At 45.5% G+C, this 13,320-nt stretch carries 9 protein-coding genes; 3 read left to right on the top strand and 6 right to left on the bottom strand.

Annotated elements, in window-relative coordinates:
- Positions 1-8 precede the first annotated feature (8 nt).
- From OCT63_RS07365 to OCT63_RS07355, 3 genes are all read right to left on the bottom strand, one after another.
- Positions 9-758, bottom strand: a complete 750-nt coding sequence (locus tag OCT63_RS07365; protein ID WP_269983522.1) for an outer membrane lipoprotein-sorting protein — start codon at positions 756-758, stop codon at positions 9-11.
- A gap of 101 nt (positions 759-859) precedes the next feature.
- On the bottom strand, positions 860-3,334 hold the full coding sequence (locus OCT63_RS07360; RefSeq protein WP_269983465.1) for an efflux RND transporter permease subunit: 2,475 nt from the start codon (positions 3,332-3,334) through the stop codon (positions 860-862).
- Positions 3,335-3,504: 170 nt separating this feature from the next.
- Complete coding sequence (locus OCT63_RS07355) at positions 3,505-4,290, bottom strand: TetR/AcrR family transcriptional regulator (RefSeq protein WP_161672627.1); 786 nt, start codon at positions 4,288-4,290, stop codon at positions 3,505-3,507.
- A 543-nt stretch (positions 4,291-4,833) separates the two neighbouring features.
- Between OCT63_RS07355 and OCT63_RS07350 the strand changes: the two genes are divergently transcribed.
- Positions 4,834-5,610 carry a hypothetical protein gene (locus OCT63_RS07350; protein WP_269983464.1) on the top strand — a complete coding sequence of 259 codons (777 nt, stop codon included), beginning with the start codon at positions 4,834-4,836 and terminating at the stop codon, positions 5,608-5,610.
- Positions 5,531-6,307, top strand: a complete 777-nt coding sequence (locus OCT63_RS07345; RefSeq protein ID WP_269983521.1) for a hypothetical protein — start codon at positions 5,531-5,533, stop codon at positions 6,305-6,307. The genes OCT63_RS07350 and OCT63_RS07345 overlap by 80 nt, the downstream gene beginning before the upstream one ends.
- 193 nt (positions 6,308-6,500) lie before the next feature.
- Here the strand turns inward: OCT63_RS07345 and OCT63_RS07340 are convergent, their stop codons facing one another.
- The 3 genes from OCT63_RS07340 to OCT63_RS07330 all read right to left on the bottom strand — a co-directional run bounded on the left by OCT63_RS07340 (position 6,501) and on the right by OCT63_RS07330 (position 12,694).
- Positions 6,501-6,995, bottom strand: coding sequence for an outer membrane beta-barrel protein (locus tag OCT63_RS07340; RefSeq protein ID WP_017057506.1), 495 nt, complete (start codon positions 6,993-6,995; stop codon positions 6,501-6,503).
- A 143-nt stretch (positions 6,996-7,138) separates the two neighbouring features.
- Positions 7,139-11,209, bottom strand: a complete 4,071-nt coding sequence (hrpA, locus tag OCT63_RS07335; protein WP_269983463.1) for an ATP-dependent RNA helicase HrpA — start codon at positions 11,207-11,209, stop codon at positions 7,139-7,141.
- Between the two features lie 168 nt (positions 11,210-11,377).
- Entirely contained in the window at positions 11,378-12,694 is a 1,317-nt protein-coding gene (locus tag OCT63_RS07330) for a MipA/OmpV family protein (RefSeq protein WP_269983462.1), read from the bottom strand.
- 135 nt (positions 12,695-12,829) lie between these two features.
- Here OCT63_RS07330 and OCT63_RS07325 point away from each other — a divergent pair, with 135 nt between their 5' ends.
- Positions 12,830-13,318, top strand: coding sequence for a hypothetical protein (locus OCT63_RS07325; protein ID WP_046224039.1), 489 nt, complete (start codon positions 12,830-12,832; stop codon positions 13,316-13,318).
- Positions 13,319-13,320 lie beyond the last annotated feature (2 nt).

Here is a 13,320-nt window from a genome sequence, read left to right as displayed (position 1 = left end):
TTTTTGCCTTACTTTGCACGTTTGAGTGTGTTTTTTTGGAAATCTTTGTCCTTAAGACCGGTCTGGAACGCTAAATCTGTCGTGGTTAATACCGTACTTTTGCCTGTTTGGTGGTTTTGCATCGACATGGTATGAGCACGCCAGTATTGGTTTAGGTATTGTTGGTAGTCTTGGAACGACAGGGTTTTGAGCAGTGCGCCTTTACGGTCGTAAAACTCAACCTGAACGGGGCGGTAATATTGTTGATCGAGCCATACTTTCTGCTTGGTGTAGCCTGAATTTTTGTCGGTCGGCACTTGCTCTAAAACAAAGGTGTCCACGCCTTCAATTTTGGCGTCTTCAATATAGTTGAAGGTGTATTTTTCTAGCTCGAACGAGCTTAAGTCTTCATAAGCAAATTCACTGCCCATGAACGGGCCAGACTTGTTACGTGAAGAGATGCGTTTTACACGTTTCAAGGCAGGCAGATACAACCATTGGTCGTCTGATTTATTAATGTGCGAATGGTTTAAGAAAGCCGTGCCTTTTACGTCGCGTGGCTCATCAAAAATGGTCAGCCCTTTGTCGCCATCTTCATCAACCTCTAACGACTTCAATCGCATTAGGCGCGTACTGCTTTCGCCCTGTTTGTTGCGAAGTAGCATTTCCATTGTCGCGACAGAATCCCCCCACCCCATATCGACAGCTTTGCGTTGTTCGGCAATTTCTAGGCCTTTCGCTGGGTCTGCTAACGCCGGGAAAGCCGCAAACGCGCTCATTGTTATCAATGACGTTATTAGTGCTTTCTTTGTAATAGAATGTTTAATACTTTTCATAAATCTCTCCTTGAGTCAGCCCATCGCAGCAGGCTGACGATTCCTTATTTGGTCGACGTAGACAGTTCGCCAGTTGGGTTAGATTGCGCTGTTGTGGACAGCTCTGGTTTATACTGGGGTTTATCGGAATAGTGGGTTTGTTTGTCGAAGATCATCAGCAAGCTTGGTAGCAAGATGAAGTCGACCACCAGCGCAATAAAGATCACAATCGCGCTGAGTAAGCCCATGTCGGAATTGAGTCTGAAGCTCGACATCGCCAGTACAGAGAAACCAGCGACAAGCACAACAGTGGTGATCCACAATGCACGGCCAACGGTGTGGAAGGCATAACGAACCGCTTCCTCCGCTGATTTCCCTTCCAATCGTGCACGTTGGTATTTACTTAAGAAATGCACAGCATCATCAACCACGATACCCAAAGTAAGGGTGACTACGACCGACAATCCAAGGTTGATTTCACCAGAGATAAGCGCCCACAAACCAAAGCCAATAATTGCAGGGGCAATGTTTGGCACTAGGCTGATCACGCCTAAGCGAACCGAGCGCAATGCAAATATCATCAGACCAGAGATAAGCACTAAGGTGATTGGCAGAGTCGAAAGCATGCTCGCCATGTTGGTTTCGCCGATATGAGCAAACATCAATGATGGGCTCGACGCGACCACTTCATATTGCGGCGCGTTGGCTGCAAACCATGAGTAGATGCGTTCTTCGAGTTCAACCAGTTCCACGCTGCCTAGGTTATCGACCGTGAGCACCATTTTGATCGATGACTTATCGACGTTGATCTGGTTGTTCAAGTCCAAGCCATAAGGAAGAGACATCTCATAAAGCAGTAAGTATTGCGCAGCTAGCTCGCGGTTAAGTGGCAATTGGTAATAGCTCTCGTCATCGCCGTGCATGTTCTTGTTCAAACGCATGTAAACATCGGAAAGCGTTGCCACATGGTCGGTTTCTGGTTGAACACGCAGCCACTCAGTAAAGTCACCAATCGCTTGCAAGAACACAGGATCAGCTATCGCTTGAGACTCGTTGGTTTTCACTGCAATACTGATGGTCGTCATGCCGCTTACAGTCTGTTCCATGAAGTCGGCTGCTTGTCTGAATTCGCTTGAGGTATCGAAATACTTCACCGATTCATCATTCACTTTGTTCAAAGGAATTAACGCCGCAGCGCTGACAATCACAAGAGTTGAAACAGGCAGTAGCGCTTTACGGTGAGTCACCACAAAGTCGCCTAACTTATCCATAAAGGTCACTTTGCTTTGTGCCGCTTCATTCGTTGGTAAAGTCTTAACTGGTAGCAGTTTTAGCAGCGCAGGTAGCATAGTCACGGATAGCAAACACGCTATCATCACACCCAATGCCGATAAGTTACCAAAGTCACGCAACACCGGGGAATCCGACATGTTCATCATCAAGAAGCCTATCGCAGTAGTAACAGACGTTATCAAAATCGGCATCGCATTCAGCTTGATGCTGTATTGAATGGCTTGTGTTTTCTCCATCCCGCGTTGCATGGCTTGTCTCATGGTCACAATCACGTGAACACAGTCGGCAACGGCAAGGGTTAATACTAACGTTGGAACATTGACCGTTGCCGTGCTAAGGAACATCCCTGCCCAGCCAGATAGCCCCATGGTCGCCACAATCGACGAGATAATCACAAGTAAGGTTGCAACCACACTAAAAAATGAGCGCAGCATAAAGGTCAGGAACACCAACACCACCAACAGCATTAATGGCACGAGCGTTGCGCTGTCTTCCTGAGCCGACATCATAAAGGCGTCATTCATGGCAATGATGCCCGCTTTGTGGAACTCGACATGTGGATAATCGGCTTGGTACTTGGCAAGCATGGTGTTGATGGCCGCGATCACTTCTTGCACTTCCGCGGTTTCATCCACTTCAGGTAATTGCACGGTCACGTTAACAATAGTCACGTCACCAGACGCTGATACCAACGCATTCTTGAGCAGCGGCTCGTTAAGGGCAATCTGTTTAACTTTGGCGATTCGCTCTGGTGTATGCTCGTACCCTTCATACAACAGATCTTCCACCAAGAGGTCGTCTTCAATGGCTTCAGTGTGCTGATAATTGGCAAGTGAATCGACACGGCTTGAGTACGGGGTCTGCCACGCATCGAGCGTAAGGTTTTGAATTAAGGTGAGGGTTTCCGGGGTGAAGACATTGCCATTTTCAGGCGCGACAACAATCGCGAGGTTGTCAGTTTTCGCAAAGGTGGTTTGGATTTCTTCGAACGCCATCAACTGTTTGTTGTTGCCTTCGAAGAAGATGTTGTAGTCCCCTCTGAAGTAGAGGTTCTTTGCCCCTAATGCAGAGAGCACAATGATTGAAAGAACCACCAGCAGAACGATAAACGAACGCTTGGTAGGCATTGAGTACCAACCGTTATTTAGATTCACGTTATCTAAGTTACTGCTATCTGAGCGGCTACGGCTTAGATTAGGGATTTCTAAAGCGGGCTTCTGGCTGTCATGCTCCATCACAGTCTCCATTTGTGACGATTCGTCATATTTGTGTCATAAAAAATCAGCCAAAGCTGACACAGACACAATTCTTAGTCATACGTTCAAGAAAACCAAAACTACACTTGGTCAAATTTACGTTATGACGAATCGTCACAAATGGTTATTAATAAACCCACATGAGTGGGCTTAATGGAAGCTTATCGACCTACTGATTCTAAGTAAGCAATTTCTTCACTGAACAATTCCTGCTCTACACGACGCCAGGTTTTTCGGTAATCCCAATCGCTAGAAAGGGGTTGCCAGTTTAGGCCATCTAGAAGCATATTTGCGTTATGTAATACTGAATACGGGTCTTGTAACCGCTTGATACAACGACTGTTTGATGCGTTCTGTGACAAGGCATTTGAACCGAATGCGATTGACCAGTTTGCAAACACGATGGCATCTGAACCCACACCAGAAGAGAACTTTAGGTCACCCGCTTCTACTGCTTGGTTAACCATAGAGTCGGCTTGTTCAATCACCAGCTCTTCCAGTTCGTTCATCTCGGTAACGCGTGCACTAGACGCTTTCTCTAGTACCCACGGGCTTTTCGCCATGATCGCACAAGTTGATAGTACCGGTTCCATGCGAGCATAGATTCGGTAAGCAACGTGTAGTGCGACGATCTTTTCACGTGTGTTGCCTTCAAACTCTCCAGAGCGAGCAAACATCAATGCCTCGGCCTTTAAGGAGTGAATACACAAGGCTAAAACCACGTCTTCTTTGCTGCAAAAGTGATTGTATATCGTACCTTTAGAATAACAGCTCGCGGCCGTTAGCTTATCCATTGTGAGGTTTCCGAACCCTTGTTCTCGAACCAGGTCTTTTGCTAACAACATCAATTCTACTTCTCGATCTGCGATAGACTGCTGCTTTTTAGACAACACGCCTTTGCAACCAAAGATACCTTGTTTATCGCCTTTACAACTAAAGCCAAACATAATTTCTCAGTCCATATATGAGCTTAGCCGTTATCTAAGCTTCGCCAGTATTTAAAACGCTCCTATTAAATATATTAACACGAATGATAAATTCATGTAGCTAACCATTTTATGACGCTTCGTCATTTCTGACTTATCGTCATAATAGCGCAAATATCGACCATATCAAGATATTTTGTAAATTAGATACAATTAATGAATAGATGGATAAATAGATAAGAAAACAATCAATAGTCAGTATAGAGGGAAGATAGACACGTTCATGAGAGGATAAGACGAAAATTAGAAGCGCATTCTAAAATGCTAGTGGACCACGTTACTTTAAGCCTTGGTGCAGAATCAGCCCCCAAAATACGACCGTAAACCTCATCTTTAGCCATCTTTTTACCGAGAATGAATTAGTGTAGGCTTACTTTTTGGGGCAGACCTCTCCTTATGGTTAATATTTGGCTTACTAATGCCGTTTTTTGTTAAGTTGCTATAAATTCAGTTAGGGGTGACTTACAATGGTGGCAACGATTTACCTTTATTGAGAACGCTATCTTGAGCGCCAAATATTCTTATTTAGCTTGGCAAGTGAATACTTCTAGCCCAGCAGAAAAGCTTGTTTTATTGATGCTTGCAGACGGTGCTGATGAGTGCGGCTACACCAATGTGTGCTTACAATCAGCAAGTCAGCTTTGTGCTCTCTCTACCTTTGGTTTGGCCGACTGTCTTAAATGCTTGGTCGACCAAGGCTTTCTCGATAAAATAAAAGTAGATTATCGAGACAAAAAAGAGATTCACGTTTTCAAAATGCTCATTGAGCAAGCACAAGAGCAAGCTCAGGTTGATGTTGAAGCGCAACCGCTCAATAGCATACCAGTGTATTCTACTGCACCAGCACCAGCACCAGCACCTAAGTTTCAACCTGCGCCGGCGCCAATGCAAAATATGCAGCAAGCCCCTCGCCCACAAGGCCGAGGCTCAATGAACAGCAATACTGTTTCAACTCATGATCTCAACGAAGAAGAGATACCATCATGGGCAGAACGTGCGTTTAAGTTCTCCGGCTTGTCCGGTGACCATAGTTTAGTATGGAAGAAATTTGTCCTCTGGTATAAAGCCAAAGCCAATGAATTAATGCCATTATCTCGGATTGAATCCAAGCTGCAGTACTGGCTAGTTAACGAGAAGCAAAATGAAAGACAGAACCAGAAAACCTCTCAATATTCAGGAAATGCAGGACAAGCTCAAGGAAATGGGTATCGACAAAAGCTTAGCCCATCTGAACGCTTCAGGCAGCAGCTCATCCAAAAAGGCAAAAAGCCAACCTTCTGAGCCAGAGCCGAAAGTTCAACGTGAAGCTCCAGTAGTACCTGAAGTAATTGAAAATCAAAGTACCGAAGTGAAAGTAGCGGCGGGACAAGCTGCAGACTCAGGTGCGTCTCAACAAGTGCCTGTTGTTGATCAAGATCCTGCAGAATTGGAGTTAACAGATTGGTGTATTCACGTGTTCGGCTCTTTTTTGAGCGTATACGAAACACAATGGGAATATCAATACGGCAGTGAGCCGAGCGGTAAGTTTATTGAATTTGCTAACTCTGTCGATTCAGACGGCCTAAACCGTGTGCTAATGCACTGCCATGAACGTATTCAACTTGGCAACAGCTGGCCGCCGCAAATGGGCGAGCTTTGGATCCTAAAAGACTCTTTGACTGAAGAGGAATTATTGGATAGCCGTATTCGAGTGTTATCGCGCGGTGGTGTGAACAAGATTGAGAAGTGGTTAATCCAAAACAAGCTGTACGATTTAAAACGCACAGCTGAAAACAAGCTCGATGGCCTGTTCAAAAAATACTACTTAGAAGCGAAACGTTTAGATGAAAAAGGTATGCTTGACACCGAGTTACCAGATTACCTTCTTACCGCTAACTCCGTAAAGAACCTGAACGATTTAAAACGCGAAGAGTACGAAAGCAAACACGGTAAAGCGATTAACCCAAGAATTCAGAAGATTCTGAACAGTAAAAAGTAACCGCCCTTCCGTTATCGATTTAGAGTGCCGTTGATTGTAAGAAAATACAGTCTATCGTAAAAAGTGCAGTAGCTATTACACGGTTAACAGATACAAAAATGCCAGCTATCAAGCTGGCATTTTTTATGAATTCTTACGAACTCTTTAACAAATATCCGTGACCAACGGTAAGTCCGTCACTGACTGCAAGTCATTATAGCAGGTGGATAGTTGCGTTTAGAGAGAAAACGCCTGAGTCGTCATCTTTCATTTTGAAGTTTTGGTAGCTAGCGCCTACAGATAGTGGGCCAAAAATAAAGTACTCAGCGCCTACACCGTACATGATATCTACATCGTCTTGTTTGAAGCCGTCAGCTTTCAGCTCGTATGAATGAAGACCACCTTTCGCGTATACGTGAAGAGGACCGAAATCGATACTTGGTTTGATCGCTAGGTATGCCGTGCTTGCATCTAGGTTACTACGAACCGTGTTGCCATATTTTACGCTATCGAAAGAACCTAGATCCCAGTAACCCGCTTCAACACCGATTAATGGTAGAATACCAGTACCCACGTGGATACCCATCGCAGTTTCTTCTTCATTGCCTAATGAGTTTTGACCACCCATTACACCACCATATACCCATGAATCAGCCATTGCTGTTGAAGATGCACCTAGCAGTGCTAGTGCCAATAACGTTTTTTTCATATTCGACCTTTTCGTCCTAATGGCCGACCTTAAGTGGTAATAAATTGCCACCAAGTCGCCCTGTATGTATTAACTATTCAATTAGTAATGCAATAAAGCAAGATTTATACCCAAACCTTGCCATTGCGTCTAGCTTTATTCTTTTAGCAAGCATCAATCGCGTTTTTAACACGCTTATCTGACACCGGGTAAGGCGTACCAAGCTGCTGAGCGAAGAAGCTTACACGAAGCTCTTCTATCATCCAACGCACCTCTTTCACGTTTTCTGGAACCGCAATCCCCTTTGGAATCTTATTCAGCAGCTCTTTGTAATCGTTCATTACTGACTCAACTTTGATCATGTGTAAGCGATCTTTGTTCGGGTCAATAGGCAGCTTCTCCATGCGGCGTTCTATCGCCTTCATATAGCGTAGAATATCTGGCAAGCGTTTCCATCCACATTCTGTGGCAAACCCCTTAAAAATCAAATCTTCTACTTGAGCTTTTATGTCAGAGAGAGCGAATGCCATTGAAAGATCAACGCGTCCTTTCAGCTTCTTGCTGATGCTGAATGCCGTAGTTAAAATGGTTTCAACCTGCTGAGCAATCTCAACAACGGTGTCACCCAGCTCTGCACGCACGTGTTCTTTCAGAGCTTCAAACTGTTCTGGCTCCCAAACCAAACCGCCCTTCTCTTCAATCAGCTTATCAATACCACAAGCGATACAGTCGTCGATCAAATCAAGCACCTGTCCGTATGGGTTGAAGTACAAGCCAAGTTTCGATTTATTCGGCAGGTTCGAGTGCAAGTATTTAATCGGAGATGGCACGTTCAACAAGATCAAACGACGCTGACCCGATTTCATTGCCGAGATCTGCTCTTGCTCGGTTTCGAACAGTTTGATCTCTACGCTGTCTTTGGTGTCCACCAACGCTGGAAAAGCTTTCACATCGTAGCCACCACGCTTTTGTTGGTAGACTTTTGGCAATTCGCCAAAGCTCCAAGTGTGCAGGTTCTGCTGTTCGATGTCATCGTCTGCCACTTTAGAAAGCGTTTCTTGAACCTTGTCTTTCAGGCTCTCTTTCAACTCATGCAGATCTTTCTGTTCTTTCAGCTTGCGCTTGCGATGGTCCACAGCACGGAATGTTACCTTTAAGTGCTCTGGTATCTGGTCTAACTTCCAGTCTTCACGCACTACTTCCACACCTGTCATGCGGCGCAGCTCTTTCTCAAGAGAGTCCAACAGTGGTGCTTCAAGTGGTGTAACACGAGCTAAGAACGCATCGGCGTAGTTTGGCGCAGGCACGAAGTTACGACGTAGCGTTTTAGGTAGCGACTTAATCAGGCTAATCACTAGCTCTTGACGTAAGCCTGGGATCTGCCAATCAAAACCGTTCTGGTCGATTTGGTTCAAGATAGGCAGCGGAATGTGTACCGTTACACCATCGTTGTCGTCGCCCGGCTCAAATTGGTAGCTCAGCTTCAGCTTAATGCCGTTTTGGTGCCAGAAGTTTGGGTAATCCAGATCGGTAACGTGGCTTGCATCGCCTCGGAACAGCATCGACTTTTCGAAGTTGAGCAGGTCAGGCGTTTTCTGGCTAGTCTTCTTCCACCATGTATCAAAGTGGCGGCCTGAAACCGCCTCTTCACCTACACGTTGGTCATAGAAATCGAACAACTCATCATCATCGATCAAGATGTCACGACGACGCGATTTGTGCTCTAGCTCCTCTACTTCTTGTAGAAGCTTACGGTTCTGCTTGAAGAAGGCGTGTTTGGTTTCCCACTCACCTTCTACTAATGCGCTACGCACAAACAACTCACGACTGACGGTGGCATCAATCGCTCCGTAGTTCACCAAACGTTTCGGAATGATTGGGATTCCGTAAAGCATCACTTTCTCGTGAGCCATTACTGCCGCTTGCTTCTTCGACCAGTGTGGTTCGCTGTAGCTGCGCTTGATCAGATGTTTCGCCAAAGGTTCAATCCATTCCGGTTGAATCTTGGCGATAACACGACCCCAAAGTTTTGAGGTTTCCACCAGCTCAGCAGACATGATCCATTTAGGTTGTTTCTTAAATAGGCCAGACGCAGGGAAGATATGGAAGCGCGCATTACGAGCACCTTGATATTCATTCTTCTCTTGGTCTTTCATACCGATGTGCGAAAGCAAACCTGATAGCAGCGACATGTGAATACCATCGTAGCTGCCCGGTTCGTCGTTCAACTTGGTATCTAGTTCACGCATTGCTTGGTGAATTTGGAAATACACATCTTGCCATTCACGAATACGTAAATAGTTCAGATAATCTTGTTTACACTGTTTGCGGAACTGGTTGCTCGACAGCGCTTTTTGTTGCTGCTTAATGTAATCCCATAGGTTCACAAACGTGATGAAGTCAGACTCTTTATCGAAGAAGCGCTTGTGCTTGTCATCAGACGATTGTTGCTTATCTGATGGACGCTCACGCGGATCTTGAATCGACAATGCAGACGCAATAACCATCACTTCGTGCAGGCAACGGTTGCTTGGCGCTTCAATCACCATACGTGCTAAACGTGGATCGATAGGTAGCTTCGCCAGCTTACGACCAATCGCCGTTAGCTTCTTCTTATCGTCGCCTTGATTCTTGTTTTTGTTCGCGGCGGGCTCGGCTGTCGCGATCGCACCCAGCTCTTCAAGCAGCCTTACACCATCTTGAATGTTGCGCTTATCTGGCGCTTCAACAAATGGGAAGGCTTGAATGTCGCCTAGACCTAAGGCTGTCATCTGAAGGATAACGGATGCTAGGTTAGTACGAAGAATCTCTGGATCGGTAAACTCTGGACGTGACTCGAAATCTTCCTCAGAGTACAAACGAATACAGATACCTTCCGCAACACGACCACAACGACCTTTACGCTGGTTTGCACTGGCTTGAGACACAGGTTCAATCGGTAGGCGTTGTACCTTGGTACGATAACTGTATCGGCTGATACGTGCCGTACCTGGGTCGATCACGTATTTGATGCCAGGAACGGTTAACGAGGTTTCTGCCACGTTAGTCGCCAGAACGATACGTCGACCAGTGTGGGACTGGAAGATACGGTTCTGTTCACCCGCCGACAAGCGCGCATACAACGGAACAACCTCCGTATCTCGCAAGTTACGCTTATTTAGCGCATCTGCGGTATCACGAATTTCTCGCTCACCGTTCATGAAGATCAAGATATCGCCAGAACCTTCATCACACAGCTCATCAACCGCTTCAAAAATGCCTTCGATTTGATCGCGGTCTGAATCACTTTCATCCCCCCCTAATGGGCGGTAACGCGTATCAACTGGGTAGGTACGGCCAGAAACTTCAATGATAGGCGCATTGTTGAAGTGCTTAGAGAAACGCTCTGGGTCGATGGTTGCCGACGTGATGATCACTTTGAGATCGGGACGCTTTGGCAGCAACTCTTTCAGGTAACCCATGATGAAGTCGATGTTCAGGCTACGTTCGTGCGCTTCATCGATGATGATGGTGTCGTACTGATTTAAGAAACGGTCGTGTTGAATCTCCGCCAGTAGAATACCGTCGGTCATCAATTTGATTTGGGTGTTATCAGAAATCTGGTCGTTGAATCGAACCTTATAACCAACAAACTCACCCAGTTGTGTTTCCATCTCTTCAGCAATACGGTTCGCAACCGAACGCGCCGCAAGACGACGAGGCTGAGTGTGACCAATTAGGCCAAAGCGGCCACGGCCAAGCTCAGAACAGATTTTTGGTAACTGAGTGGTTTTACCCGAGCCTGTTTCACCCGCCACGATAACCACTTGGTTTTCAGCAATGGCTTTCGCGATGTCTTCGCGCTTTTGGCTGACGGGGAGAATCTCTGGATATTCAATCGTTGGTTTTTGTGCAGCACGATGGGTTGCCGTCATCATCGACTTGGCAATATCTAATGCGATTTCATCGAAAACAGCATGCTTAGATTGTTCATTCTTAATGCGGCTTGCACCAGAGATACGCTTACTTAAACGGAAGCGGTCGCGCATCATGCACTCATTTAAGGCCTTACGAAGAGAGGCTGGGCTATTTTGAGATGCGCTAGCTTTAGGTGCTTGCTGCTTTGGTTTTTGGTTTTGTTTTGGGTTTTGCTTAGCTTGATTTGCAGAGGAATCAGGTGTCGCGTTTGAATTCGCGGCATGGCTTTGATTCGCAGTATGGTTGTTTTTGTCTGCTTTTTCCGGAGACGAAGTCACAGCGTGTCCTATTCTTTCTCTTATATAAACTCGCGCGATTGTACCACAAGTATTCAATAAAAAAGCCTGAGGGCTATGTGAAAACTGCGCTAACGTTTAAAAACTCAGCGATTCCACAGCAGCTGTCAGGCTTCTTATCTCAGGTCCAATCAACACCTAAATCAATCGTTAAAACTCATATTGGAAATAAACGGTGTTGTAGTTACTGCCACCTTTGATTCGACCAAACTGAGAGGCGTTTTCAAAGATCGCCGAGCGATGGTGTAATGAATAACCGAACCATAAGTTGTTCAAATCGTTGTTACCAATTAAATCACCCACATTCACATCGAATGAGAAGTCTAGGTAGTTCAACAAGTGACTTGCGGTGTAACCTTTGCGATCCATCTCAGAGCCTTCGATGTAGGTAATCGAATCGATGTACGACATACCTTCTGCGACACCAAATCGCCACTGTGTCGGCCAGTCAAACGTGTAGTAGGCTTTGATCGCAATGATGTATTCCGTACTGCTCGATTGCACATCTGCACTCCAGTGGTGCGCAATACCCGGCGTTAGGTAGATGTCCAACGGGAAACCAAACACTTCGTCAGTTAAAGGGTGACCATAGAAGAAGGATGTAAGCTGATTGTTGTATTCGTCTTTCTCACCGTTGAAAGTGATGATTTCACCAATGTTCGATGGCGTTGCCCAGCCGTGAGCAACACGCAGATAAGGTGCGTTACTTAGCTTAGGTTTTGGAGCCTTCTCTTTGTCGTTGAAGAAACCAAAGCCAAGGTAGAGTTCACCTTGATAACGGTCTTCCACAATTGAAGAATCGTAAGCATTATCGTCCAATCGAGTCACGCTGGTCGAACCCAATAGATAAAGGTTTGAAAATACATGATAACGCGCTTCTACGCCGACATTTAGGTCAACACCTGCACCAATGGCTTCATTAGATGCTGAGTAGTATTCGCTATTGAAGTCGGCACTTTTATAACGCAGCGTCGCGCTTGGAGAGAATTCCCAATCGCCCGTTTCATACTTGGCTTTCACACGCAGATTACCGTGGAAGTTATACTCACTGTCACTCATAATTTCCGTCTCGACAGCCCATTGCTCATCAAGTCGGTAAGTGAGTTGAGTACCAAAATCGGCGGTATCGCCCTCAATGGCGTTTTGCTCTGAAGCTGGGATATCAATAAAACGCATACGAGAAATAGCGTTAAATGACCACTTTTCATCTTCGGTTTGGTACAGGTATGCCCCCATTTCAGTTCCGTCAATAAACACGTAATCGTTCTTGAAGAATAACATCGGGACAAATGAGTTAACCGACTGATCGCCCCCATAAGTGTCGTAAGGAATGCTCGCGGTTCGGAACATTGCAGCAATGCCCCATTCTTGCTCTTCCGCAGCCCACGCCACGCTGTTACCTAAAAAAGCGTTACTTAATAAAACCGCCCCATACGAGATGAGCTTCGGTGAAAATTTGTGCTTCATTCTTGTTTAATTACTCTTTGTAATAAATATTGTGTTACTGAATAGACATTTCTTAGTCATTCCGGCTAACTAATTTTAGGTTTGAACAGCATTGACCGTTACAATGAAGGATATTCTCGGTCAAATGAAAGTATTGTGAAAGTTTCAGAATTACAAAACATTATAAACCACTTACCCAGTGATTCCGACCCAGATATCGTTATGGGTGAGGAGTGGTTACCAGAGCGATTGGTCAACACAAAGTTAGACGGTGAATTGCTGTTTCTGGAATTCGATAATGCCCCCGAAGAAAACCAAGGGGACGACGAAGGCCGTGGTTTTGTTGAGCACGAAATTTCGATGATTCGAGAGAAGCTTGAGCAAGTCTTAGACGACCCTTCCGATACCCAGACTAAAGCCGATGCCCTATTGGCGATATTTCTCATGGGCCATGAACTTTCTAGCTCAGAAGTTATCGAAGTCCTTGAGATGGCAGAGTCTGAGGTAGCAGAGCAAGAGGTAATAGAGTCTGAAATTTCAGAATTAGAAATATCGACTCTCGAAGCTAACGAACCTGAAACACCAGAACTCGGCACCTCTGCGCTTGAAACAAAAAAACTCAACGACACACCTCCAACGATTTAGGA

Origin of the sequence: Vibrio sp. RW (assembly GCF_027587105.1) — a bacterium.
Classification (GTDB): domain Bacteria; phylum Pseudomonadota; class Gammaproteobacteria; order Enterobacterales; family Vibrionaceae; genus Vibrio; species Vibrio toranzoniae.
Note: the sequence above shows the minus strand (reverse complement) of the source record. Positions and strands in the feature narration are given on the sequence as shown.

What these genes read in the sequence shown, in the direction of transcription:
- OCT63_RS07365 (WP_269983522.1), bottom strand. Translation starts at nt 758, where the DNA reads ATGAGCGCGTTTGCGGCTTTCCCGGCGTTAGCAGACCCAGCGAAAGGC.
- OCT63_RS07345 (WP_269983521.1), top strand. Translation starts at nt 5,531, where the DNA reads ATGGGTATCGACAAAAGCTTAGCCCATCTGAACGCTTCAGGCAGCAGC.
- OCT63_RS07330 (WP_269983462.1), bottom strand. Translation starts at nt 12,694, where the DNA reads ATGAAGCACAAATTTTCACCGAAGCTCATCTCGTATGGGGCGGTTTTA.
- OCT63_RS07340 (WP_017057506.1), bottom strand. Translation starts at nt 6,995, where the DNA reads ATGAAAAAAACGTTATTGGCACTAGCACTGCTAGGTGCATCTTCAACA.
- OCT63_RS07355 (WP_161672627.1), bottom strand. Translation starts at nt 4,290, where the DNA reads ATGTTTGGCTTTAGTTGTAAAGGCGATAAACAAGGTATCTTTGGTTGC.
- OCT63_RS07360 (WP_269983465.1), bottom strand. Translation starts at nt 3,334, where the DNA reads ATGGAGACTGTGATGGAGCATGACAGCCAGAAGCCCGCTTTAGAAATC.